This is a genomic window from Mycobacterium sp. 360MFTsu5.1 (assembly GCF_000383495.1).
Lineage (GTDB): Bacteria > Actinomycetota > Actinomycetes > Mycobacteriales > Mycobacteriaceae > Mycobacterium > Mycobacterium mucogenicum_B.
Genome location: NZ_KB911464.1, coordinates 293886 through 319001, shown reverse-complemented (window position 1 = coordinate 319001; position 25116 = coordinate 293886). Strand labels below are relative to the sequence as shown.

Genomic DNA, 25116 nt, shown 5'->3' with positions numbered 1-25116 from the left:
TTGCACAGTTCGAAATCAGATGTCGGTGGGGTAACGAACCAATGGCGTATCGCGTTCGCGATCTCTTGGAGACGCCTCATCTCCGGCTGACGCTCGAGGCCGGCAGCGGCGGTTTGGACAAGCCGGTGACATGGGCTCAGACCTCGGACCTCGAAGAGCCGTGGCTGTATCTGGCCGGCGGCGAACTGCTGATGAAGAACGGGCAGACGCTGACGGAATCCGCGCGCGGCCAGACAGCATTGATCCGCGGCATTGCTGCGAACGGTGTGTGCGGGATGGTGATCGGATTGGACGGCGCCACCCCCGCGCTAACCCGGTCAGCGATCGCGCTGGCCGACGATCTGGGCTTCCCCGTCATGACGGTCCCCTATTCGGTCGGCTTCGCGTCGATCGGCCGAGCCGTCGCTGATGCGGCGGGCAGCGGACGCGTCGCGGTCACCGAGCGGGTGTACAACGTGATTCGACAATCGGTGTCCAATTCACCGCCTGCCAACGTGCTTGCACAGCTGGAGCGCGACCTGTCGTGCCGGATCGCAGTACTGGATGCCTCCACCGGCTTGGTTGCTTTGGAGTCATCCGAACCGCTGCCGGCAGATCTGCGTGAGGCGGTCGTCAGTGAAATCGGAGGTCGGCGTGGCGCGATTCCCGGGGTGCTCCACGTGTCCGTCGGAACGCATCGGGCCCTCGTTGTCGAGGTACCCGACGAGGAACCGACGGCGCTGGTGACGTACGCATTTCGCGGGCCCACCACCGACATGGTCCACCTGCAGCACTTGGCGTCGGCAGTCGCGGTCCTGCTCGCACAGCAGAATGCCCGCCGCGAACACGAACGACGGATCGGTGCGGAGGTCATGGGCCAGCTATGCGACGGCCGGATGACCGACCGCGACGGAGACCGGGAGCTGGCCGAGCGCGGTCTCGATGTGGCAACCAGCTGTGTCGTTGCCGCCGAAGGGGTTTCGGCAGCGGCCGAACGCCAGCTGCACCTTGGTCTCGGCCGCCGCGCCATACCGCATCTATTGCTGCGCCGTGCCACCCTGCTCTACGCGCTCGTACCTGTCACCGACCACACGCTCACAGTGTTGAACCAGCGACTCGGCGGCGAGGCGATCATCGGTGTCAGCGATCCGCTCGGTGTTCCCTCGCGTGCGCCAGTGGCAGTGCGCGAGGCGACGTGGGCTGTGCGCGTAGCCGTAGCGACAGCAAGCCAGATCGCGCGGTTCGCCGACGCGACGATATTTCCGGTGCTGCGCGACCCGGAGGAAGCGCGCGTTGTGGTCGGCAGAGTCCTGGGCCGCCTGCTTGCCTACGACGCGGCGCACTCCAGTGACATGGTGCGCACGCTCGATACCTATCTGCGACGCGATCGGTCGTTGGTGCAGACGGCGAAAGAACTCGGCATCCATCGCCAGACGGTCGTCTACCGGATCCAGAGAATCGAGGAGCTCACCGGAAGGCGCATCGGCGACACCGCCGCCATCGCCGAATTCTGGCTGGCCCTACGCGCAAGAGATATGTTGACCGTGCCGACATGAGCTCGGTTGCATTGTTTGACTCAAAGTGCCGAATAGGTCGCTTCGATCAGATCGATGGCACGGCGATCCCCGGCGAGCGCGTCGCGACGTAGGTTGGGCACGAACGCGAACGCCAGTTGATTATCGGCGTCACCGAAAGCGAACGCGCCACCCGCGCCGGGATGCCCGAATGCCCCAGGTCCGGCATTCTGCGGAAACGAGAACAGCTGAGACGGTCGCATGTACCCCAGCCCGTAGCTGGAGTCGAGGACCATGACAGCATCAGACCCGCTGTGCCGCGGACGGATTGCGTCGTCCAGAGTCTCCGGACGCAACAGCTCGCCGGCACTCAGTCGTGCGTAGAACTCGGCCAGTGCGCGCGCGGTGGTTATCAATCCGCTCGCCGGCCAGCCGGCTGCCAGAACGTCGGGATGGTTGTAGCGTGCGGGCGGATTGGCGGTGGCACGGGTGAACAAGGATTGTGGATCGCGATAAGCCTCGACGAGCCGTGCGACCGTCGTGGCGGGGATTGTGGTTGTGTCCGTTGCCCATTGCTGTTCGCTCGCGTCGGGGAAACCGGTACGGGCGATACCTTCGAGTGCGGCTGCGCTGGCGCCGATCATGAGGTCCGTGCTGACGTTCGATCGAACATATTCGCCCACAGTGGTTTTCGCGTGCCGGCGAACGATCTCGCCGGCCAGCCAGCCGAACGTGAATGCGTGATAGCCGTGCCTCGATCCCGGCTCCCACAACGGACGCTGAGCGGCGAGCAGACCCGCCATCAGTTCCGGATCGGCGGCCTGCTCGATCGAAACGGGACGCTCCACAGCGGGTAGGCCGGCCGCGTGCGACAGCAGATGCGCACTCGTGGTTTCGCCCTTGTCCGCCGCGCCGTACTCGGGCCACCAACTCACCACTGGCGCTTCCAAGTCGATACCGTGGCGCTCCGCCACCATCAGCGCGGCCGTCGCGGTTACCGCCTTGGTACACGAGAAGGTGACGCACGCCGTGTCGCGCTCCCAGCGTCGGCCCGTGCGCGTGTCAGCGACCCCGCCCCACAGATCGGCCACGGGTCTGCCATCGATCACGACCGAGACGGCAGCGCCCCAGTTCTGTCCGTCGGCGAAGCTTGCCTCGAAGATGTCGCGCACAGCGGCGAACGCGGGATCGACGCTCCCCTCCGTCAGTCCTGCCATATCGGCACGTTACCGCTGGAGCGACACCGAATCGCTTCGATCGGTCCGCTCAGCGGTCATGCTGTGCGAAGGTTTAGAGCGCATCAGCGCGGTCACTCACAGCAGGACAGCGATTCAGTGGGGATCACAAATGTTCGCGAACAGATCATCGCTTCGAGCATGAGCGATGTTGGCAGTCGACCTTTCGGTGTCCGCTTCGGCAGCGCCGCGGGACGCTGGGTTCTCGCCGCCACCGTTCTGGGGTCGGGCATGGCGCAGCTCGACGCGACAGTCGTCAACGTCGCGCTACCGGCAATCGGACAGGATCTCAACGCCGAGGTCGGCGGCCTGCAACTGGTGGTCAGCGCCTATTCGGTGACACTCGCCGCGTTGATCCTGCTGTCGGGCAGCCTTGGCGACCGATTGGGCCGCAAGCGGGTGTTCGTCGTCGGCGTGGCGTGGTTCACGGTGGCCTCAGCGATCTGTGCGGTGGCACCCAACGCCGAAATGCTCATCGCGGCACGCGCTTTGCAGGGCATCGGCGGCGCGCTACTGACACCGGGCAGCCTCGCCATCATCCAATCGGTGTTCATGCCGACCGACCGTGCGAAGGCGATCGGCGCGTGGTCGGCCCTAGGCGGCGTCGCCGCGGCAATCGGTCCGCTGCTCGGCGGCTATCTGGTGCAGGCGATCAATTGGCGCGCCATCTTTCTGATCAATGTGCCGTTGGGCTGCCTGGTCGCGTGGCTCGCACTACGCCACGTGCCCGAAAGCCGCGACCCATCGACCGCCGGCCGTCTCGACTATGCGGGAGCGACCGCGGCGACGGCAGGGCTCGCTGGTACGACCTACGCGGTGGTGGAGGGACCCAACCGCGGCTGGGATTCACCGGTCGTTCTCGCAGCCGGGGTGCTCGGCGTCATCGCCATGGTCGCATTTGTCCTGATCGAACGGCGCACCGCGAATCCCATGCTGCCGCTGGCCATTTTCTCCTCACGGCAGTTCACGAGCGCCAACGCAGTGACCTTCGTCGTGTACACCGCACTGGGTGGCGTCTTCTTCCTGCTTGTGGTCGTTCTCCAAACTGGGCTCGGATACTCCCCCGTCGCCGCCGGCGCCGCCGCGCTTCCGGTCACGGCGATCATGCTGGCCCTGTCGTCGGCGTCCGGTGCTCTCGCTCAGCGCATCGGTCCACGACTGCCACTGACCATCGGTCCGCTCGTTATCGCGGCCGGCATGGTGCTGATGACGCGGATCGGCCCGGGCGCCTCGTACAGCACCGTCGTGCTCCCCGCCGTGGTCGTCTTCGGGTTGGGGCTCGCGGCGACGGTCGCGCCCGTCACGGCCGCCGCCCTCGCAGCCGCTGATGAGCGCCACGCCGGTGTGGCGTCCGGCGTCAACAACGCGGTGGCGCGCACCGCGGGGCTGCTGGCCGTCGCCTTGCTGCCCCCGCTGTCCGGGCTGACGGGCGACGCTTTCCGATCGCCCGCCGCGATCACCGCCGGCTTCCACACGGCGATGCTGATCTCGGCCGGCCTTGCGGCCCTCGGCGGAGCGCTCGCGTTCGCGACGATCTCCAACGACCTGCTCGCCGAGGAACCGGACGAGGAACCCCCGAGTCACCACTATCACTGTGCGCTCGCCGAGGTTCCCGCCGGTGAACGCGGCCGTACGGAACACGGCGACGAATTCATCGAGTAATCCCGCCTTTGGGAGAAGAATGTCTACATGGCGAACCAGAGCGCCCTGACCGACCAGGAGAAGCAGGCCCGGCTCGACGTCAACCAGCTCAAGCAGTTGGTGGGCTTGGTGGAGTACGACCCGAGCAATGATCCGTTCCCCGTAACCGGTTGGGATGCCATCGTTTTCGTCGTCGGCAATGCCACCGAGGCAGCGAGCTACTTCCAATCGACATGGGGCATGGAACTGGTCGCCTACTCAGGGCCCGAACACGGCAATCGCGACCACAAGGCGTTCGTCTTGCGGTCGGGATCGGTGCGGTTCGTGCTCAAGGGCGCAGTGAGTCCCGACAGCCCCCTGATCGCGCACCACGCCACCCATGGCGACGGCGTCATCGACATCTCGTTGGAGGTGCCCGACGTCGACAAGTGCATTGCCCAGGCCAAGGCCGCCGGCGCGACGGTCCTCGACGAACCGCACAACGTCTCTGATGACCACGGCACCGTGCGCGTGGCCGCCATCGCGACCTACGGGCAGACACGCCACACTCTGGTGCAACGCGAAGTCGCCGGCGTCCGCTACACCGGCCCCTATCTGCCGGGCTACCAGCCGGCGACCAGTGGTCAGGTCAGACGCGACGGTGCGCCCCCGCGCCTGTTCCAGGCCCTGGACCACGTCGTCGGCAACGTCGAACTCGGCAAGATGGACGAGTGGGTCGGTTTCTATAACCGGGTCATGGGATTTGTGAACCTGGCCGAGTTCATCGGCGACGACATCGCCACCGACTACTCGGCGTTGATGTCGAAGGTGGTCGCCAACGGCAACCATCGGGTGAAGTTCCCGCTCAACGAACCGGCTGTGGCGAAGCGCAAGTCGCAGATCGACGAGTATCTCGAGTTCTATCGCGGACCGGGAGTGCAGCACCTGGCGCTGGCCACCAACGACATCCTGGCCAGCGTCGACGAGCTCCGCCGGCAGGGCGTGCAGTTCCTCGACACCCCGGACACGTACTACGAGGACCCGGAACTGCGTGCCCGCATCGGCGAGGTGCGCGTACCGGTCGAGGAACTGCAGCGGCGCGGCATCCTGGTCGACCGTGACGAGGACGGATATCTGCTGCAGATCTTCACCAAGCCGTTGGGAGACCGGCCCACCGTGTTCTTCGAACTCATCGAACGCCACGGTTCACTGGGTTTCGGCAAGGGCAACTTCAAGGCGCTCTTCGAGTCCATCGAGCGTGAGCAGGAAAAGCGCGGGAACCTGTGATGGCTCGGTACCAAAGCGGTTTTGGCAACAGCTTCGAAAGCGAAGCGCTGCCCGGCGCATTGCCCATCGGCCGCAACTCTCCGCAGCGGTGCGCCTACGGCCTCTATGCCGAGCAGCTCAGCGGGTCGCCGTTCACCGCGCCCCGCGCCGCCAACAAACGATCGTGGCTGTACCGGATTCGGCCGAGCGTGGCCCACTGGGGCGATTTCACCGCCGTCCCCGGCAAGCACTGGCGCTCCGCACCCGACGACGCTCCTGCCGTTCCCATCGCCCAAATGCGTTGGAATCCCTTGCCGCTGCCGGATCCCGCGGTCGAGGACACGACGTTCGTCACCGGCGTCCGTACCGTCACCACCGGCGGGGACGTCAACACCCGAACCGGATTCGCCAACAGCATCTACACCATCACGTCATCGATGGTGGACACCTACTTCTACAACGGCGACGCCGAAATGCTGTTCGTCCTCGAGCACGGCGATGTTCGATTCTGGACCGAGTTCGGGATCATCGACGCCGAGCCCTGTGAGATCGTCGTCGTCCCGCGAGGTGTGAAGATACGCATCGAGGTGCCCGACGGTCCGGCCCGCGGCTATCTGTGTGAAAACTACGGCGGCCCTTTCACTCTTCCCGAGCGCGGCCCGATCGGCGCCAACTGCCTGGCCAACTCGCGCGACTTCCTGACACCGGTCGCGGCCTATGAGGATCGGGACGTCCCATCCACGATGTATGTGAAGTGGGGCGGCATGCTCTGGCGGGCGGACATCGCCCAGTCACCGCTGGATGTCGTTGCCTGGCATGGCAATTACGCACCGTACAAGTACGACATGCGGCGGTTCTCCCCCGTCGGCCCAGTGCTGTTCGACCATGCCGACCCATCCATCTTCACGGTGCTCAGCTCGCCGAGCGAGACGCCGGGAACGGCCAACGTCGACTTCGTCTGCTTCCCCGAGCGGTGGATGGTCGCGGAGAACACCTTCCGGCCGCCGTGGTACCACATGAACGTCATGAGCGAGTTCATGGGACTCGTGCGCGGCGTGTACGACGCCAAGCCGAACGGCTTCGTACCCGGTGGCGTCAGCCTGCACAACAGCATGACTCCTCATGGTCCGGACGCCAACGCATTTCAGGCTGCCAGCACCGAGGAACTCAAGCCGGTGAAGCAGGAGAACACGCTGGCCTTCATGTTCGAGACCCGGTTCCCGCAGCAGGTGTCCTCCTACGCCGCCAATCATCTTCAGCGGCAACAGGATTACGCAGAATGTTGGAGTGGGCTTGTCAAGCGATTCGATCCGGACAAGCCGTGACAGCACTGGACATCACCCACGATCCGGGCCGACGGAGTTGGGTCGCCTCCGCGGGCCCCGATACTGACTTTCCGCTGCAGAACCTTCCGTTCGGCGTGGTGGCCGGTGCCGACGTCGAACCGCGCGGTGCTGTCCGGATCGGCGACATGGTTCTGCATCTGAGTGGCCTCGCCGAGTCCGGGCTGCTCACCGGAGAGGCACAGGCGGCGGCCGAAGCCGGGTCGGACGGAGCATTGAATGTGTTGTTCGCCTTGGGATCTGGTCCCCGTATAGCACTTCGTAGGGCGCTGCACGCACTGCTTGCCGAGGGTGCGCCGCAGCAGCAGGCCGTTTCGGCGTTGCTCATCCCACTGCGTGACGTCGACGTCCTACTGCCCGCCCGCATCGGCGACTACACCGATTTCTACGTTGGCATCCACCACGCCCGTAGCGTCGGTGCGCTGTTCCGGCCCGACAATCCCCTGCTGCCCAACTACAAATGGGTGCCCATCGGCTATCACGGGCGTGCCTCCAGCGTGCGCGTCAGTGGGATCCCGATCGGCCGACCGAATGGGCAGCTGAAGGCCGCCGATGCGTCGGCGCCCGTGCTGGCACCCACGCGGCGCCTGGATTTCGAGCTGGAGCTCGGCGCGTGGATCGGCCCGGAGAACCGACTCGGCACGCCGGTACGCATCGATGACGCCGAATCCCACATCGCCGGTTTCTGCCTGCTCAACGACTGGTCTGCGCGCGACGTGCAGGCCTGGGAATACCAGCCTCTTGGCCCATTCCTGGCGAAGAGCTTCGGCACCACGGTCTCTCCCTGGGTGATCACTCCAGAAGCATTGGCGCCGTTCCGGATTCCGTTCGATCGTCCCGAGGGTGATCCCGCGCCCCTGCCCTACCTCGACAGCCCGCCGCACCGTGCGAGCGGTGGGCTCGATATCGAGCTGCAGGTCCATATCAGCACGGCCCGGATGCGCGACGACTGCGAGCCGCCGCACCCGATCACCCGCTCATCCAGCCGCCACATGTACTGGACCTTCGCGCAAATGGTCACTCACCACACGAGCAACGGATGCAACCTGCAGCCCGGCGACCTGCTCGGCAGCGGCACCCTGTCCGGTCCTGACACTGGCTCCGAAGGCAGCCTGCTGGAGCTCAGTCACGGCGGCACAGACCCGATCAGGCTGCCCAACGGGGAAACGCGCACGTTCCTCGAAGATGGTGACGAAATCACGCTCAGCGCAAGGGCTCATCGCCCCGGCGCGGCCACCATCGGGTTCGGCGAGTGCGTCGCCGTCGTCCAATCGGCCATCACCTACCCGTGACCTGAGAGGCGTCGTGCACCAGGCGCTCCACCATGGTGTCGTCGACCTCGGCGAAGAATTCGCCGACGACATCCTCGATCTCGCTGAATCCCTTGGCGCAGAAGAGAATCGGTTGGTAGTGCGTGATATCGTAGGTTTGCACACCCATCCGGGCGATGTTCAATGGCCGCAAATCCGCGACATCGATCTGCTGGATCTCGCCGAACGAGGAGAGCAGGCCGGCGCCGTACGTGCGTACCTCACCATGCTGACGCACCACACCGAACTCCAGCGAGAACCAGAAGACCTTCGAGATGAATTCAAGCGCCTCAGTCGTCTTCACCCGCTGTGCTGCCTGCCCGGCCAGCCGGTACAGCGCCGCGAACCGCTCGTGCGCCAGGCAATTGCCGTGGCCGACCACCTCGTGGATCAGGTCCGGCTCGGGAGTGTAGAGCGGCACGGAGTGGTGCCGGATGTACTGGGTGGAGTGGAAGATGCCGTCGGCGAGCAGTCCGTAGAACTCACGCAGCGGCACCAGACCGGCCGCCGGCACGTACTGAAAGCCGGTCAGCGGCCCGAGCTTCTCATTGACCTCTACCAGTTGTGGGATCCGATCCTCGGGAAGCCCCAGCCGCTCCCTGCCCTGCAGATACTCGGTGCAGGCGCGGCGCTGGTGCAGCCGGTGCAGCTCGGCGCACGCGATGCGCCAGACCTCCTGCTCGTCGTCGGTGTAGGTCGCGACGGGCGGCGGTGTCCCGGGCTGCCAATCCATGGCGAGCGCGGCAATTGCGTTGCGCCGGGCCCGGTATTCCGGGTCGACGGCGCCAGGATGATCCGCAGCCAGATGGACGGTGACGTCATCTCCCGACCGCGTCACCGGCGCATACAACTGCGCTTCCTCGAACATCGCTGCCTCCCGGGGGTCCGGGCGTCGCACAGCGCGGCGTCTATCACCCAGGATATGCGCGCTGATCACGCACGACTGGCAAGCACCTGTTCGCGCAGGATGTCGGCGTGCCCGCAGTGGTGCGCCAGCTCCCGCAGCACCTGCAACGTGACCCAACGCAGGGTTCGCGGCCCGGACTGGTGCCCCGTCACGACGGTGTCAAGCGGTAGATCGGCGACCGCCGCCCGCGCTGTCGCACAGACATCGCGGTGCGCCGCAAGAACCGACGCGATGGTGTCGTCGTCATCGAGCTGGAAGGACTCGTCGACGCTCTGCACGAGGCCGAGTGCCTGACGGGATGTGCCGCCGACGCATTCCTCGAACCACACGCGCTGCATCCAGGTGACGTGCTTGAGCAACCCGAGAAGTGTTGTCGCTGAGGGGACGAGGCGCCGGCGGGACTCCTCCTCGGTGAGGCCGTCGAGGGTCAGTTCGACGGCACGGCGGTAGTCCTCCACGAAGGCGTCGAGCTGGGCCCGTTCGTCGTCCAGCAGTACATCGAACGAGCCCATCGCTGTCCTCTCATCACACCGTGGCGGCTGGCTGCTTCCTGGTGACCTTCACCATCATCTTGGAGTAGCCCTTTACGAAGTTGGATTGGGTGTACTCGGGCTCCCCCACAACCTCGATGTCCTCGAACCGGGCCAGCAGCTCCTCCCACAGGATTTTCAGCTGCAGCTCGGCGAGACGGCTGCCCATGCAGCGGTGGATGCCGATGCCGAACGCCAGGTGATGGCGGGCGTTGTGGCGGCCGATGATGAAGTCGTCCGGATTCTCGAACTTGCGCTCGTCGCGGTTGGCCGAGGCGTACCACATGACGAGTTTGTCGCCCTTGCGGATGAACTGTCCGTTCAGGATGGTGTCCTGCTTGGCGACGCGGCGCATGTAGGCCAGCGGGGTCTGCCACCGGATGATCTCGTGGACCGCCTTGGTGATGAGGCCCGGATCGGCCTTCAGCCGGGCGAACTCGTCGGGGTTCTGGTTCAGGGCCAGCACGCCACCGGTCATCGAATTGCGGGTGGTGTCGTTGCCGCCCACGATCAGCAGGATCAGGTTGCCGAGGAACTCCATCGGCCGATCGATCAGGTCCTTGGTGTCGTCGGACGACTGCATGAGCGTGATGAGGTCGAAGCCGGGCTTCTCGCCCGCCGCCAGCCGCGCCTTCTTGTCGTACCAGAGGGCGCTGAATGCGCGCGCCATATCGGCTGCGGCGCTGAACATCTCATCCATGTCGGCCTCGCCGCCGGTGGCCGAGGCGCTGCCGGCCACGGTGTCGGTCCAGTAGACCAACTTGCGGCGCTCGTCGTAGGGGAAGTCGAGCAGGGTCGCCAGCATGCGTGAGGTCAGTTCGATCGAGACGGTGTCGACCCAGTCGAACGGCGTGCCTTCCGGCAGACCGTCGAGCACCTCCTGCACGCGTGAGCGGATGAGTGCCTCCATCTCCTGCAGGTTCTGGGGCGCCACCACGCCCTGCACCGCTCCGCGCTGCTCATCGTGACGCGGCGGGTCCATGGCGATGAACATCTCGACGTCCAGGCCTTCGGGCGGGTCGCCGATGATGATCTGCGGCTCCGCGGAGAACCGCTCGTTGTCCTTGTCGACGGTGACGATGTCGTCGTACCGGGTGATCGACCAGAACGGCCCGAACGGGCTGTTCGGCTGGTAGTGCACCGGCGCCTCGTCGCGGAGCCGTTTGAAGTAGGACTGCCAGCGGCCCTGGCGGAACATGAACGGGTTGCTCACGTCGATGTCTGCCAGGTCGACATCCTCGACAGGAGGAATCGGGCTCTCGACGAAGACGGGCGTTTTGTCGCCGACCACTGACTTCTTCGTCTTCTGGTAGAGGTGCATGCCCTTGATCTGCAAGGGCATCGGGATCGTCGACTGAGCCCGGTTGAGTACCGGATCGACGATCGCTTCCTGCGCCTTGGTGATTGCCTGATCGAGAATGTTCACGAGTTTCTCCGTCTTGTCAGATCTGGAATTTCGGGCTGTGGATCGGCATCTGACCAATTCTCACGCCGCGGCGGTGCGGCAAACCGGGAATCGGCCACTTCTACGTCATGCGGGCACGGTTTGCCCCAGTGCGCTGCGATGCCGCCGGACGAACTCGAGGTCGCTCTCCAGCAGCGCGACGAACGGCCGGGCACCGTGGTCGCCGGCATCCACCGCGGCGCGGCATGAGCGGACGGCCTCACCGATGCGACCGATGATGTCGTCGACGAATCCTGCGCGGTCGTCGAGTCCGTATGCGTCGAGGAACATGTGCAGGCGGCGCACGACATCAGGCGCCTTCGACCAGCCGCGGGCCCGGGCGTGATCGCGCGCGTGCAGACCGACGACATGCCATGCGGCATAGGCCAGTTCGCGGCGCCGCGTGGTCGGTCCCGCCTGGTCCCAGTCGATCATCGAGTGGATTCGGCCGGTCGAGTCCGCCACCAGGTTCGCGAGGCTGACGTCGTTGTGCCCGATGATCTCGCCGTCACGCAGGCCGCGGCTGCCGTCACGCCATTGCAGTTCGGGCCCGGGCCGGAAGCTCTCCACTGCGTCGTGGAACCGACGCAGCAGACGCGCGATCCGCACCAGGTTCACCTCGAACCGCAACCATGCGGGCCAGCCCTCGGCGCTGGCGGCCGTTTGCCCGTCGATGAAGGTCAGCACCTCGTGGCCTTCGGAGTCGACGCCGAAGACCCGGGGCGCACCCTGGAAGCCGACCGACTCGAGGTGCTTCAGGAGCTCGTGCACGGCCGGGGTCCAGTGGCCGGTCGAACGGCGGACCGTTCCCCCGGTGCGAAGCACCGTGCCGCCCCAGCCGCCGGCCAGCCGTTCTGCGGTGTCGTTGACTGCAACCATCGGGGCCTCCTCGCATCGACTGTTCGTTGGCAATGACGCTACGAACCAAAACGTGCAGCTGGGAGACCCTAAGTGGCCGAATACTTACTCGAAGTGGCAACGCCGAGGGCAGATGTAAGCTACCGGCCGTGGCCGTCGTCGATCAGTACCACCTCTCCGGTGCCTGGAACTTTCGTGACGTCGGCGCCCTTCGAACCGACGACGGACGTGCGATCCGGCCCGGAGTTCTGTACCGGTCGTCGGAGCTGTGTGCGCTCGACGCGGACGGTCAGGAGAACCTGCGCGAACTGGGGATCACCGACGTCATCGACCTCCGCAGCGAGAGTGAGATCGCGTGGAACGGTCGCGATGTCCTACCGCCGGGCGTGACGCTGCACGCCGCGTCGGTCCACGACGACGGGCAGCAGAAGGCCCCTCACGAGCCTGAACGCGTCGCCACGCCAGAGTTGTTCGAGGCCGCCCTGGAGTACGCCTACAGTCGTTTTCCGCTGCTGCCGACAGGACAGCGCGCACTCGCATACACAGTGCGCGTGGTGTCGGAAGCAGAAGGCGGCGTCCTCATTCACTGCGCGGCCGGGAAGGATCGCGCGGGCTGGATCGTCGCCGCGCTCCTGCGCGCTGCCGGAGTCCGCGAGGCCGACATCCTGGCCGACTACCTGCGGAGCAACGAGGCCGTGGAACCGCTGCGCAAGCATGTGATCGCCCGCAACGGTGACGTCTCCCAGCTGTCGGACAAGATCCTCGGGGTCCACCGCGACTTCATCGCCGCATCGTGGCGGACGGTCGACGAGCAATTCGGCAGCTTCGACGCCTATCTGGGTCAGATCGGCGTCGACGCGCCCGTGGTCGCCACCCTTCGCGCCCGCCTACTGGATGAAACCGAAACTGCCACAATGAATTCGGCGAAGCAAAACGATCTTGGCGCCGCAACTTACTAGATTTGGCAATGTGGTTGATTGGGATATCCCCCGCACGCCGACAAGCGTCGGCGTGCTGCTCGGTCTGGCCAGTGAACGGGGCGTCAGCCCGGAAACGTGTCTGGCCGGCTCGCGCCTGACCGTCCGTGGTCTGCAGAGTCCGAGCGCCGAAGTCACTGCGCGGCAGGAACTGGCTGTCGTCACGAATCTGCTTGAGGCACTTGACTATCCCGATGATCTCGGTGTCGAGGTGGGACTCCGCTATCGACTTGCCACCTACGGCATCTTCGGATTCGCGTTGATCAGCAGCCCGACCTTGCGCAATGCGATCGACGTCGGTGTGCGCTATCTCGACCTCACGTTTGCGTCGTCGACGCTCGGCACCCGGGTGGTCGGCGACGAGTTCCACTTCGTCCTGGAGGCGCCGGGCACGCCCGATCGCGTCCGGCGATTCGAGATCGACCGGCTGGCCACGGCGATCGCGGTGATCAAGCGGGAACTGTCGGCCGACCTGCCACCCTTGGGCGTCCGGTTCACCCACCGCCGCCCCGCCAACCCCGACCGGTACATCGCCGCATTCGACTCTGAGCCGCAGTTCGATGCACCCGAGAATCTGCTGATTCTGCCCATCGGTCTGCTCGACCTCCCACTGCCGCAGGCCAACGCGTACAACTCCGCCGCCACCCAGGAGCAGTGCCGCAATCTCCTGGAAGAGCGGCGCAGCCGGACGGGGCTGTCGGGCCAGGTTCGTGACCTGTTGCTGGCGTCCCCGGCACAGCCTCCGAATGCGCACGAGATCGCCCATGCGCTGCTGATGAGCCCGCGGACGTTGCGCCACCGACTCGGCGCCGAGGGCACGTCATACCGCGAACTGCTCGACGAAATCCGGCAGCGGCTTTCGGAAGAGATGTTGATCGGCGGCCGCTTGACCGTTGCCGAGACGGCCAGTCGACTGGGTTATGTTGAGCTGTCGAGCTTTTCGCAGGCGTTCCGCCGGTGGCACGGGATGAGCCCGCGGGCCTTCCGCGCGTCCCGCAGCTGAGAGCCAAAGGCTCCGCCCTGCAGGCTGTTCCCGCGGTTATGCCGCGGCATCCCACCAGTCGAGTAGCCGTGTGCCGTAAAGGGTGAGCCACTTCGAGGGCTGCCCGGCCGGCACATCGACCTCGAACCACACCCGCCCCGGCTGCCGGCCCGTCTGCAACCAGGTGCCGTCCGGCTGCCGGGCAGCCCGCACGATGTCGACTGCGTCGCGTACCCGCGCATCCGGAGTGGTGCCATCCTGTAGCGCGGCGCTGCGGAAGTACTCAGCCGCGTTGATGGCGCTGTACGACCACCGCATCGGGTAGGTGAAATCGTTGATCCACTGCCCCACAGGCTGATTCGTGCTGAGCCGGTTGAGTAACCGGCGTTCGAGCAGGTACTCCTCCCCGCGCCGGCGTGCCGCCCGAATATCGGCGTTACCCGACGTGGCGGCCTCGAACGCGAGCAGTCCCTTCAGCGAATTCAGCGTCGAATGAAACGAAGCGCGGCGCGAACCTTCGACCCAATCGCAGTTCCACCCGCCATCGGGCAACTGATGCTCGAGAAACCAGCCGGCAAGGCCGTTGACATCCGCGCCGAGCCACACACCGTTGGCCAGGGTCCACGCATTGATGCAGCAATCCACCTCACCGGACCAGTAGGGCAGATCGTCGTACTCCCAGCGGGAGTGCTCGTCGAGCAACTCGACGGTCCGGCGTTCCCGCAACACCGATGCATCAAGTCCCCACTCCCGCAACGCATTCAATGTCCACCGTCGCAGTCCACGGTTGTCCTTCGTCGGCTCCGTCAGGGTCGTCGAAGTCGAAGTCCGCAGGGAAGAACGCACCGCCCGCCCACTGGCCGTCGGGGTCCTGCAGCGCGAGCAGTCGTGCACCGAAACCCTCGGTCGCGATTCGCGACCGGGTTGCCTCCCACACCGCCGGCGTGGCGTCGAGCAGGTCGCGCTCGACCTGCCAGCGCAGGGTCGGATCCGAGTCCAGCAGCCAGTCCGTCAGGGCCTCGCTCGTCATCAGACCGCCATCACGCTAGGAGCAGTAGACCTGGCCGTTGAGCACGCAGTTCGACGGTGGCGTGTAGGTACCGCTGAGAATTCCGCGGATGCCGCCGTTGGCAGAGCCACCGGGTGGAATCACGCGGTTCCAGCTCGCCGGGGTGATCACGTAGTGCGTGCCGTATTGGGCGAAGGTACTGCTCCACGCATGCGAGATCGACTGCCCGACCGGCATGTCGAACTCGATCTTCCAATCCGCCATCGGCACGGTGCTGTAGTTGGTGACAACGAAGCGCGCGATGAAGCCGTCCTGCCAGGTGTGTTGCACCACCAACCGCGCCCCGGCTGCGGCCGCCTGAGCCATCGGAGTGCCGGCGAGTCCGATGATCGCGACGGTCAACACGGACACCACGACGTGAAGCGCTGTGCGACAGCGCTTCATGAGAGAGTCCGGTCCAGTCATCGCACCCCAGACTAAGACTCGCCGACACGTGCCCTCACCCGAGCCGCAGGTGCACAGCCATACCTTTGCACGATTGCAACCAGCACGAGACCCGGTCCGGTTCCGCGATGGCGATTGCCCGCCCATGACGAAAAATCTTGTTGCCATGTGCTTGCACTCGCCAGCGTCGAGTGCTAAAACAAATCTATGCCAGCCGATACAGATAATCGAGCTGGAAGCGCATAGATGGCATAAGAGAAAGGACAGATGGAGGTGGCCACGATGCTGCTGCGTACTGACCCGTTCCGGGACCTGGATCGCTTTACCCAAGAAGTCCTCGGCACCGCGGCCCGGCCGGCGGCGATGCCCATGGACGCCTGGCGCGACGGCGACGAATTCCACGTCGAGTTCGACCTGCCCGGCATCAACGCCGACTCGCTCGACCTAGATATCGAGAACAATGTGGTGACTGTGCGCGCCGAACGAGCGCCCGTGGATTCGTCACGGGAAATGCTGGCCGCCGAGCGGCCACGCGGCGTCTTCTCCCGACAGCTGGTACTGGGCAACAACCTGGACACCGGGAGGATCACCGCGGAGTACCGAGACGGCGTGCTCCGGCTCGTGATCCCGGTTGCCGAGAAGGCCAAGCCGCGCAAGATCAGCGTGAGCAGAGCCGGCAATGCCAAGGCCATCGACGAAAGTCGAGTGATCACCGAAGACGGCAGCCCCGTCACCAACACGGCGGCGACCAAGGAGCCGGTGAACGCCTGACCGGACCGAACAGCCGGTGCCGGGCTGCGACACTGTCCAGCCCGGCACCAGCCGGCCAACTTCCCGCGAACTGCGGCACATTCTTGAATGGTCGGTGCCATGCCGACAGTGCAAGGAGGTGAAAAGTGATGCAGTACAGCACGATTGCGGCGCCGGCGGCGACTGACACCATCGCGCCAGAAGAGCTGGCCCAATCCCTGGGTCTGGACGACCCCACGATGGTGATAGCGCTGATCGCCGAAGTCGACGCCATCTTCTGTGCCGCCGAAGCTCCTTGCCGTCAGCAACCGACACCACCAGCGATCGGGTGCGCCCTGCTCGGGCCCCGGTCCGCTGGTCGGTCTTTGGAGTACACACGTCAGCGACCACGGCGCGGGCCGGTGCGCCGCATGACGCCGGTGCAGCGCAGCCCTCCGGGGGTGATAGTCCCTGCAGCCGTCATGTGAGCCGGTGGTTCCTCCACCACGAAGGCTGGGCCGTACGCCGCCAGGGCCACACCCTGGGCGCTCTTCTGCACCACAGAATGCATACAGAAGCGCCGATGCCCAATCTAGGCAACGCCTCCCCGGCGGCGGGGCCGGTCTTCACGCCGTCAGTTTCGTCGTCGCTGCCTCTGGATACCCCTTCAGAAGGACCAAAGACAGCCGACTCCTGGAAACAGGAGCGTGACGGAAGGAGCTCGACATGGCGTTCTCGCAGATCGCATCGAAAACAATGGCAACCGCTGCCGGCATCGCAGCCGCCGGAATCCTGGTGGCGACCCCGGCGGTCGCCGACCCCACAGCGGTGATGTTCGGTCAGCGCGCGGAGATTCCCAGCCCCGGCGGCGCGATCGAATACACCGTCATCAACCTGCAGCCGAGTGGCCACAACGACGGGATCTGGTATTCGGACGTGACCGCGCGCGCCGTCAGTGGTGCACCGACGCCGAACCTCTCCGACTTCAACGCCCGGGCCGTCAACAGCTCGACATATGCGGACATGAAGGGCAATGAGGTCGACGGACTGCCCAACCAGCCGATCGCGCCGGGCAGCTACACCACGGGTCGCATCTACTTCGACGTTCGTAACGGAACCGCGCCCGACAGCGTCGTGTACCGCGACGCCGGCGGCACCGACAAGGTGGTCTGGAAGAGCTAGCCGACTGCGATGGCGGATTTCCGCCAGCGCTGCACGCGACGTGGCCAATAGCGTCGACACGTGACCAGAACTGCACAAGACGATCCGGTAATCACCGGTCCCACAGTCCTTTTCATGTCGCTCGCCGCCGCCTTGGGGACCGCTACCATCTACCCGCTGCAACCGGCCATCGCAGACATCGCACGGTCGCTCGGGTCTGGTCCGACCCCCGTCGGGGCGGCGCTGGCGTGTGGGCCGATCGGTTACCTGCTGGGCCTCGCGCTCCTGGTTCCGCTGGTCGACAGATTGTCGCCCCGGCGGGTGGTCGCCTCACAATTCCTGGCGCTCGGCGGCGCGCTCACGTTGACCACCGTTGCCGATACCGTCTGGCTGGTCGGGTTGGGATTGCTGCTGACCGGCGCCTGCTCCTCGGTGGGCGCGGGTCTCAGCTCCATCGTCGGCCGGCTCGCGCCCGAGCATCGGCGTGCGACCATCCTGGGTATCGTCACCGCCGGCATCTCGGCGGGCATCTTGGCAGGACGGATCGCCGGAGGTTGGTTGACCGACCTGATCGGTTGGCACGCAATGCTTCTCACGGTCGCGGCAGCCACCGTCGGAGTCGCCGGCGCTTGCCTGTGGTTCCTGCCGACCACCGCCGGAACGATCGAGCGGAACTACTTCGCCGAATTGGCGGCGGTGCCCGGACTCCTCCTACGGTGCCGGGTGCTCCGCCGTGGCGCGCTGCGTGGATCGTTGTGGTTCTTCGCGTTCTGCGCGGTCTGGTCCGGGATTGCTGTCGCTTTGTCGCAGGGTCCATATTTCTTGTCCGCCAAGCAGATCGGGCTGTACGCCCTGGCGGGCATCACCGGGATCTTCGCGACGCGCGTTGCCGGTGTCTACACGGACCGATTGGGTTTCCGGCCGGTGATCCTTGTCGGTCTCGCGGTGGCGGGCGCGGCCTGTCCGGTCCTTGCCTTCGGGTTGGGCAGCCCGTGGGCGACGATGGTCGCGCTGGCCGCGTTCGATGCCGGTCTGTTCGCGGCACAGGTGGCGAATCAGACCACGATCTTGGCGATCGATCCGTCCGCGCCCGCCCGATTCAACAGCGCGTACATGGTGGTCTACTTCGTGGGCGGAAGTCTCGGCACGGCGTTCGGCGCGGCGGCGGTGGCATCATTCGGCTGGCCGGCGACCATCGGTGCTTGTGGCGCAGCACTTCTCGTCGCCGGTCTGCTGACCGGCGAAACAGCTTTCCTGCAACGACATTCAGCGATTACCGACCTCTGAGGCGAACTCAGATGGTGCGTTTGAGGCCGACATGCGCGGCGTGATACCCGAGGCGGTCATAGAACGCCCGAGCCTGTTCGCGCGCTTCGTCGGTCGTCACCTGCGCCAACCGCGCACCGTGTGCGCGGCCGTACTCGTGCGACCACTGCACCAGGGCCGTACCCAAACCCTGCCGGCGCTCGGCAGCGGTGACCCGCAGTCCTTCTATCTGCAGCCGGGTCGAGCCACCGCGGGAGAGACCCGGAATCACGGTCAACTGGACGGTCGCGACGATGACATCGGCACAGTTGCGGACCACCCCGAGGTAGTTGGAACGGTCACGGACGAGGACGTCATAGGCCGCCTCGTAGTCCTCGATGTCCGCGGTTTCCCGATCCTGGCCGAATTCGTCGTCGGACAGCAGCGCGACGATCGACGCGACATCGTCGCGGGCCGCCCGTTCCACGCGAAAACTACGGTCCCCCACCCGCAGCAGTCCCCGAACCGATGTGCGTGCTTGCGACTGCAGACGCGTCACCAACAGGTCGAGCCACGCTCCGACATTCGCTCGCGCCTCGCGGGTGTCGGGATAGCGACATCGCAGATGCAGGCCCGACTCGTCCAGGATGAACCAGAGCATGACACCGTCGGTCTGGATGGCGGCGCTCACGTACTGAGCGTCCAGCCCGACGTCATCGATCCGGACCGGAAGCCGCCGCAGGTCCAGCCACGAGATCGCGAACATCCCCGGCGACATCGGCATGCCGCCCCAAGGGGACAGCACGTCCGCCAACGGCCACGAGCCGAGTTGCACTGCTTCCTTGACCGCCCCGGCTGCGGCTCGCGGATCGGCGACGGTCGACTCCAGTACCGAATTGGTGATGAACCAACCCACCGAGTCGTGCCAGGTGGTGTCGAAGCGACTGTGCACCGGGAAAACGGCGCGAAGCGGCGCGTCCGCCAGCTCCCGGGTCACGGCCGTCATCGCGGCCACCGCCAGCGCCAGCGTCGACACTCCGTCGTTGCGGGCTTGCACGGCGAACGCCGCACCGGCATCGACGTCGAACACATCCCGGACTTCGACGCGCTCGGGCCCCAGCTCGGGCTCGCCCAGCGGCAACGGGAAGCACGGCATCACCCCGCCGCTGTCGGCGATGATGCGCGCCCACGTCTCCCGGACGTGGTCCGGAGCCGCGGGACGGTCGAGGAGCGCCTGGGTGTGTTCGACAAATGCGGGCGCCGGCGGCAGCGAAGCCGCCCGGCCGTTGCGCGCACCGGCGAGCAGCGTCAGTAGGTCCCGCGCGATCACCAGCATCGACCACATGTCGACGTGGCTGTGGTCGGCGGCTATCACCACGGTCAACCCAGCGGCGGTCTCCAACAGACACAACCGATGTGAGGGCTGCTGATACGGCGAGCAGGCCGCATCCAGAACGCCGCGCAGCGCATCGTTCACCGCCTGGCCGGCAGCTATCTCATGCTCGACCCAACCACCGGGACCGACTTCGATCTCGTGAAGTTGCGGATCGCCGTCCGGCCCCGCCGAGAATGCGGTCCGCAACGTGCCATGGCGGGCCACCACCGCCAGCCATGCGTCGGCCAGCGATTCCCGGCTCACCCGCTCCGGCAAGCGAATGGACAACGCCATCCACGAACCGGGCCGGGCTCCCGCACCGACATGAATCCGCTGGTCAAAGGACACCGGAAGGCGTCGACCCGGTGCGGACACCGAGACGTCATAGCCCCAGAGGCGTCCGAACGGTAGTCGCAGGTGCGAGACGTTCGTGAGACGCATGGCGGTACCCTAGCGCCCCAGTTAGCCTGAATGCTCGGTCAGCAGGTCGACTCCACGACGAGGCGATCGGTTACGGAAAGAGTTGCCTGATGCCTACTTTCGCAGTTCCCGGAGCCGAGCTTGCGGTTGAACTGAGCGACGAAGGTGGCCATCCCGTTGTCCAACTCCACGGACTCACCTCCAGCCGTGCACGCGATCGCGTACTCAATCTCGACCTGGGCCGAGGACTCAGCGGCACGCGGCTGCTGCGCTACGACGCACGCGGCCACGGCAAGTCGACGGGTCGGAAAGTTCCCGAGGACTATCGCTGGGAACAGCTCGCCGCTGACTTGTTGAACCTGCTCGACCGATGGTTTCCCGGCGAACCGGTGCACGGGGTCGGCCCGTCGATGGGCACCGGAACGCTGTTGCACGCGGCGTCCCGCGAACCAGAACGGTTCACGGGTCTGACCCTGATGGTTCCGGCCACCGCGTGGGAGACCCGACGCGCCCAGGCCGCGCACTACGAGGCTGCGGCCACACTCATCGAGACCGAGGGCGTCGGGGCATTCATCGCCGCCAGCCGTGGCGCGGTCCAGCCGCCGGCCACCGTGGGTGCACCCGAAACAGTTCCCGACGTCGCCGACGCCCTGCTGCCGTCACTGTTTCGCGGTGCCGCGCTCAGTGACCTCCCTGCACCCGAAGCCATCGCGCGGATCGACGTGCCGACAACGATCCTGGCCTGGATCGACGACCCGGCGCACCCGCTCTCGACCGCGGAAGCCCTCGCCGCACTGATGCCGCGGTCGACCCTGACGATCGCGCACACCCCGGAGGACGTCGAAACCTGGCCCAAGATTCTGAGCCAGGATGTCGGCCGCCGAAGCTGACTCGTACTGAACGCCGCCCTTGACATCGACGTAACACTGCTGCCATGAGGCGTCCCTAGTGTGAAGCGGTCATTCACGTAGGGATAGGAACTGCATTGAGCGGAAATGCCACCCGGCTGCGAGCGATCGCCGGCGTCCAGGCCTATACGCCACCGGCGTACACCTTCGATCCGGCTGAAGCGCCCGGCGAGATCTTCGGCACGAACGTGTTCACCAAGGCCGAGATGCAGGCACGCCTGCCGAAGGCGATCTACAAATCGGTGGTGGCCACCATCGAAAAGGGCGCCAAGCTCGATCCGACGGTCGCCGATGCCGTAGCGGCCGCGATGAAGGACTGGGCGCTGGAGAAGGGCGCGACGCACTACGCGCACGTCTTCTATCCGATGACCGGCCTGACTGCCGAGAAGCACGACAGCTTCCTCGAGCCGGTCTCGGACGGGCAGGCGCTGGCCGAGTTCGCCGGCAAGACCCTGGTGCAGGGTGAGCCCGACGCGTCGAGCTTTCCGTCCGGCGGTCTGCGATCCACGTTCGAGGCCCGCGGCTACACCGGCTGGGACGTGACCAGCCCGGCGTACATCCTGGAAAACCCGAACGGCAACACTCTGTGCATCCCAACGGTTTTCGTGTCGATGACCGGCGAGGCGCTGGACTACAAGACGCCGCTGCTGCGCAGCCAGCAGGCCATGGGCATTCACGCGGAACGCATCTTGACGCTGTTCGGCCACAAGGATCTCGAGAAAGTCGTCTCGTTCTGTGGTCCCGAGCAGGAGTACTTCCTGGTCGACCGCCACTTCTTCCTCGCTCGGCCCGACCTGATCAACTCCGGCCGTACGCTGTTCGGCGCCAAACCGCCCAAGGGCCAGGAGTTCGACGACCACTATTTCGGTGCCGTCCCCGACCGGGTGCTGGGGTTCATGATGGACACCGAGCGGGAGCTGTTCAAGCTCGGCATCCCCGCCAAGACCCGCCACAATGAGGTCGCCCCCGGACAGTTCGAGGTGGCCCCCATGTTCGAGCGCGCCAACATCGCGTCCGACCACCAGCAGTTGCTGATGACCGTGTTCAAGACCATCGCCAAGAAGCACGGCATGGAATGCCTGTTCCACGAGAAGCCATTCGCCGGCGTGAACGGTTCGGGCAAGCACGTCAACTTCTCCGTCGGCAACGCCGAACTGGGGTCATTGCTGGTGCCGGGCGACACGCCCCACGAGAACGCCCAGTTCCTGGTGTTCTGCGCCGCCGTCATCCGCGCCGTGCACAAATTCGGTGGGCTCCTGCGGGTTTCGGTGGCGTCGGCGACGAATGACCACCGCTTGGGTGCCAATGAGGCACCGCCCGCGATCATCTCGATCTTCCTGGGTGATCAGCTCGCCGACGTCTTCGAGCAGATCGCCAAGGGCGCCGCGACGTCGTCGAAGGGCAAGGGCAGCATGATCATCGGCGTTGACACCCTGCCGGTGCTGCCGACCGACCCCGGTGACCGCAACCGCACCAGCCCGTTCGCCTTCACCGGCAACAGGTTTGAGTTCCGGGCGCCCGGTTCGGGCCAGACGGTGGCGGTGCCGATGATCGTCCTCAACACCATCATGGCCGACTCGTTCGACTACATCGCCACCAATCTGGAGCAGGCCGTGGCCGACGGCGAGGAGTTCGACACCGCGGTGCAGAAGCTGCTCACCGAGGTGATCACCGAGCATGGTGCGGTGGTGTTCAACGGCGATGGATACTCGGAGAACTGGCAAGCCGAGGCGGCCTCCCGCGGGCTGCCGAACCTGAAGACCACGCTGGACGCCATTCCGGAACTGATCAAGCCCGAGGCGGTCGCGGTCTTCGAGAAGTACGGCGTCTTCAACGAGCGGGAGTTGCACAGTCGCTACGAGGTTCGTCTGGAGCAGTACGCGCTGACGATCGGCGTCGAGGCCAAGCTGGCACTCGAGATCGGTTCCACCATCGTGCTGCCGGCCGCGCTGCGCTACCAAACCGAGCTCGCGCAGAACGTCGCTGCTTTGACGGCAGCCGGCATGACACCGAGTTTGACGCTGCTGCAATCGATCTCAGAGCCGATCACCGCACTCAGTGACGCGTTGGCAACGCTGACGGCGGCGCTGGCAGATCATTCGGCCGAGTCCGCCTACGACGAGGCCAAGCACGCGCAAGTTGCGTTGTTGCCCGCCATGGAGGCCGTCCGTGCCGCGGCCGACACGCTGGAGACTGTCGTGGCCGACGACCTGTGGCCGCTGCCGACCTATCAGGAGATGCTCTACGTCCTCTAGAACCGCTGGCCAGTAGGCACTTACTGCGCCTCGGACCGCACTCGGACCGCACTCGGGCCGCAGTAAGTGCTCCTGTCAGCATCTGGTCCACAGCCTTGCGCGTACGGTCTTCTGCTTTGGGCAACAGGTGCGAATACGTGTTCAGCGTCAACGACGGCGAGCAGTGGCAGTTACCCGCTGCACGGTGACTGCGTCGCACCCGGCGGCAATCAAGCCCCCGGTGCGTAGACGATGCGCTCACTGCCGTACTTCGGTGACCGCAGTTCGACTCCGCCGCCCTTGAGCATTTGCGCTTCGCGTTAGACGTGAACCTCGTGGCGCATGAAGTCGAGGGGTTCGCGTTCAGGCACGACGTTGGGAATGTCGGAACGGGAGCCCTGAGCACCTACAAGCCTCGGTTAACTCGAAATTGCGCGAGCCCCGGCACGGGGGGTACCGGCCCCACTGCCGTTCAAGCGTCAGCCGTCGATCCTTCAGTTGCCCTCAAGTGTCACCTGCAATTGCTTGATGGAGTTCAACTGATTCCGAGTCAGTGTCACCCACTTGATTGTGAGTTCGCGCCCCTCCTTTGGAAATAGGATGGCGTGCATGCGTCCTGGCACCGGACTCAGGCCGATCAGGGCGGACGTGAACATCTCGCCAGTCGGGACTTTCTCCATTGCGAGGTACAGCATGGGTGTTCGCTCCCAGCTCATCTGTCCCTGCAGTGTCACCGCCTCGATTCGGTGCAATGCGCCCTCTGGACCCCGTAAGTAAGCCCCTATCTGGTGAACATCGAACGTGTGACCGTGTGACCACGTCGGATTTTCGGCTGGGGCCGGCTCATCGCTGGACGGCGGAAATCCTGACGGCAGCCGATCTGTCATCGGCTTTGTGAGACAGAGGGTTTCGGTCGATGCGACGAGCATGGATTCTGCGAATTCTCGGAAGTCAGTATAAGCCGGGTGCGGCTTGGCTTCTGCGTCGAGAACCGGAGTCGCCCAGGGGATTGTCAAGAACTCGGGCGCGTCGCACATGTGAACGTGGATGTGCCATTGCGGCCATGTCAGGTAGTGCTGCGAGGCTCTGAACACCTCCGATGGCGGGCCTTTCATCGGGGCGAGGTCGGGAAAGTCAAGTTCGATTGGCCTGGTCCATTCCTTGATCACGTAGAGGTCGACACCGTGATAGGCCGCCTTCTTTATCGCGGCTTCGGAGTACCCCGAGGTGCAGACGATTGCTCGGTGCGTCACCGAAGGCATGTCTTTCAGCTTGAGGGCGAGTGCTTCGACGTGCGAAACATCAAGCGACTTCTTCCAGTGCTTCACTTCGTAACCAGCGAAGTGATAGACCTCGCCGCCTGGTATCGAGACCGTCACGTCTACATCGCGTCGAGTCTCAGACGCTTCGTCTGCAACCTCATCACCGACGATGACGTTATGGCCCACGCCCCCGCCGTGCTTTAGCGCGAACAAGCCGACGAGGTATTGAACGAGCATCGGGGAAAGGGGCACCTTGTGCGGCTTGGTCACGGCGTCCACGGTATCCGCCAGGGTGCTCACTGCCCCGTAGGGCGCCGAACGGACCCTAGATGGTGCCCCTCCCGCAAGCGCGAATCGGCGTACA

Annotated in this window: 21 protein-coding genes and 1 pseudogene; 12 read left to right on the top strand and 10 right to left on the bottom strand. The window is 65.5% G+C overall.

Features of this window, described 5'->3' with window-relative positions; translation table 11 throughout:
• The first annotated feature begins 41 nt into the window (after nucleotides 1-41).
• On the top strand, nucleotides 42-1535 hold the full coding sequence (locus H289_RS0108375; RefSeq protein ID WP_020100325.1) for a PucR family transcriptional regulator: 1494 nt from the start codon (nucleotides 42-44) through the stop codon (nucleotides 1533-1535).
• 20 nt (nucleotides 1536-1555) lie between these two features.
• On the opposite strand, the gene H289_RS0108370 is transcribed toward H289_RS0108375, so the two are convergent.
• A complete protein-coding gene (locus H289_RS0108370; RefSeq protein ID WP_020100324.1) occupies nucleotides 1556-2710 on the bottom strand; it encodes a serine hydrolase domain-containing protein in 1155 nt (384 codons plus the stop codon).
• Nucleotides 2711-2869: 159 nt separating this feature from the next.
• Between H289_RS0108370 and H289_RS0108365 the strand changes: the two genes are divergently transcribed.
• The 4 genes from H289_RS0108365 to fahA are packed head-to-tail and all read left to right on the top strand — an operon-like array spanning nucleotide 2870 to nucleotide 8249.
• Nucleotides 2870-4390 (top strand): DHA2 family efflux MFS transporter permease subunit, encoded by a 1521-nt coding sequence (locus H289_RS0108365; RefSeq protein WP_020100323.1) that lies wholly within the window; start codon nucleotides 2870-2872, stop codon nucleotides 4388-4390.
• Nucleotides 4391-4417: 27 nt separating this feature from the next.
• The gene (gene hppD / locus H289_RS0108360) at nucleotides 4418-5635 is read left to right on the top strand and encodes a 4-hydroxyphenylpyruvate dioxygenase (RefSeq protein WP_020100322.1); all 1218 of its coding nucleotides are present in this window, start codon (nucleotides 4418-4420) and stop codon (nucleotides 5633-5635) included.
• A complete protein-coding gene (gene hmgA / locus H289_RS0108355) occupies nucleotides 5635-6939 on the top strand; it encodes a homogentisate 1,2-dioxygenase (RefSeq protein WP_020100321.1) in 1305 nt (434 codons plus the stop codon). The genes hppD and hmgA overlap by 1 nt, the downstream gene beginning before the upstream one ends.
• Entirely contained in the window at nucleotides 6936-8249 is a 1314-nt protein-coding gene (fahA, locus tag H289_RS0108350; protein WP_020100320.1) for a fumarylacetoacetase, read from the top strand. The genes hmgA and fahA overlap by 4 nt, the downstream gene beginning before the upstream one ends.
• On the opposite strand, the gene H289_RS0108345 is transcribed toward fahA, so the two are convergent.
• The 4 genes and pseudogenes from H289_RS0108345 to H289_RS0108330 all read right to left on the bottom strand — a co-directional run bounded on the left by H289_RS0108345 (nucleotide 8236) and on the right by H289_RS0108330 (nucleotide 12027).
• Entirely contained in the window at nucleotides 8236-9135 is a 900-nt protein-coding gene (locus H289_RS0108345) for a phenylalanine 4-monooxygenase (protein ID WP_020100319.1), read from the bottom strand. The genes fahA and H289_RS0108345 overlap by 14 nt on opposite strands.
• 65 nt (nucleotides 9136-9200) lie before the next feature.
• Complete coding sequence (locus H289_RS0108340) at nucleotides 9201-9686, bottom strand: DinB family protein (RefSeq protein WP_020100318.1); 486 nt, start codon at nucleotides 9684-9686, stop codon at nucleotides 9201-9203.
• 40 nt (nucleotides 9687-9726) lie between these two features.
• A pseudogene (locus H289_RS0108335) lies at nucleotides 9727-11046 on the bottom strand (cytochrome P450); the annotation flags it as partial.
• A 189-nt stretch (nucleotides 11047-11235) separates the two neighbouring features.
• Nucleotides 11236-12027, bottom strand: coding sequence for a protein kinase family protein (locus tag H289_RS0108330; protein WP_020100316.1), 792 nt, complete (start codon nucleotides 12025-12027; stop codon nucleotides 11236-11238).
• Nucleotides 12028-12155: 128 nt separating this feature from the next.
• Between H289_RS0108330 and H289_RS0108325 the strand changes: the two genes are divergently transcribed.
• Both H289_RS0108325 and H289_RS0108320 read left to right on the top strand, forming a co-directional pair.
• Complete coding sequence (locus H289_RS0108325; RefSeq protein WP_020100315.1) at nucleotides 12156-12965, top strand: tyrosine-protein phosphatase; 810 nt, start codon at nucleotides 12156-12158, stop codon at nucleotides 12963-12965.
• Nucleotides 12966-12975: 10 nt separating this feature from the next.
• Nucleotides 12976-13986: an AraC family transcriptional regulator gene (locus H289_RS0108320; protein WP_029104953.1), complete on the top strand. Its 1011-nt coding sequence runs from the start codon at nucleotides 12976-12978 to the stop codon at nucleotides 13984-13986.
• Nucleotides 13987-14022: 36 nt separating this feature from the next.
• On the opposite strand, the gene H289_RS30055 is transcribed toward H289_RS0108320, so the two are convergent.
• The 3 genes from H289_RS30055 to H289_RS0108310 are packed head-to-tail and all read right to left on the bottom strand — an operon-like array spanning nucleotide 14023 to nucleotide 15439.
• The gene (locus tag H289_RS30055) at nucleotides 14023-14694 is read right to left on the bottom strand and encodes a hypothetical protein (protein WP_231387975.1); all 672 of its coding nucleotides are present in this window, start codon (nucleotides 14692-14694) and stop codon (nucleotides 14023-14025) included.
• Between the two features lie 7 nt (nucleotides 14695-14701).
• Nucleotides 14702-14995 carry a hypothetical protein gene (locus tag H289_RS33600; protein ID WP_231387974.1) on the bottom strand — a complete coding sequence of 98 codons (294 nt, stop codon included), beginning with the start codon at nucleotides 14993-14995 and terminating at the stop codon, nucleotides 14702-14704.
• A 15-nt stretch (nucleotides 14996-15010) separates the two neighbouring features.
• Nucleotides 15011-15439 (bottom strand): cellulose-binding domain-containing protein, encoded by a 429-nt coding sequence (locus H289_RS0108310; RefSeq protein WP_029104952.1) that lies wholly within the window; start codon nucleotides 15437-15439, stop codon nucleotides 15011-15013.
• 261 nt (nucleotides 15440-15700) lie between these two features.
• Between H289_RS0108310 and H289_RS30050 the strand changes: the two genes are divergently transcribed.
• From H289_RS30050 to H289_RS0108290, 3 genes are all read left to right on the top strand, one after another.
• The gene (locus tag H289_RS30050; RefSeq protein ID WP_081633360.1) at nucleotides 15701-16189 is read left to right on the top strand and encodes an Hsp20/alpha crystallin family protein; all 489 of its coding nucleotides are present in this window, start codon (nucleotides 15701-15703) and stop codon (nucleotides 16187-16189) included.
• A 684-nt stretch (nucleotides 16190-16873) separates the two neighbouring features.
• Nucleotides 16874-17329 (top strand): DUF1942 domain-containing protein, encoded by a 456-nt coding sequence (locus H289_RS0108295; RefSeq protein ID WP_020100310.1) that lies wholly within the window; start codon nucleotides 16874-16876, stop codon nucleotides 17327-17329.
• A 114-nt stretch (nucleotides 17330-17443) separates the two neighbouring features.
• The gene (locus H289_RS0108290) at nucleotides 17444-18595 is read left to right on the top strand and encodes an MFS transporter (protein ID WP_020100309.1); all 1152 of its coding nucleotides are present in this window, start codon (nucleotides 17444-17446) and stop codon (nucleotides 18593-18595) included.
• Between the two features lie 7 nt (nucleotides 18596-18602).
• On the opposite strand, the gene H289_RS0108285 is transcribed toward H289_RS0108290, so the two are convergent.
• Entirely contained in the window at nucleotides 18603-20369 is a 1767-nt protein-coding gene (locus tag H289_RS0108285) for a GNAT family N-acetyltransferase (RefSeq protein ID WP_029104951.1), read from the bottom strand.
• 89 nt (nucleotides 20370-20458) lie between these two features.
• Between H289_RS0108285 and H289_RS0108280 the strand changes: the two genes are divergently transcribed.
• Nucleotides 20459-21238, top strand: a complete 780-nt coding sequence (locus H289_RS0108280; RefSeq protein WP_029104950.1) for an alpha/beta fold hydrolase — start codon at nucleotides 20459-20461, stop codon at nucleotides 21236-21238.
• A gap of 95 nt (nucleotides 21239-21333) precedes the next feature.
• Nucleotides 21334-23511: a glutamine synthetase III family protein gene (locus tag H289_RS0108275; protein WP_020100305.1), complete on the top strand. Its 2178-nt coding sequence runs from the start codon at nucleotides 21334-21336 to the stop codon at nucleotides 23509-23511.
• A 473-nt stretch (nucleotides 23512-23984) separates the two neighbouring features.
• Here H289_RS0108275 and H289_RS0108270 read toward each other — a convergent pair whose 3' ends face one another.
• Nucleotides 23985-25022, bottom strand: coding sequence for a PDDEXK family nuclease (locus tag H289_RS0108270; RefSeq protein WP_029104949.1), 1038 nt, complete (start codon nucleotides 25020-25022; stop codon nucleotides 23985-23987).
• Nucleotides 25023-25116: the final 94 nt, after the last annotated feature.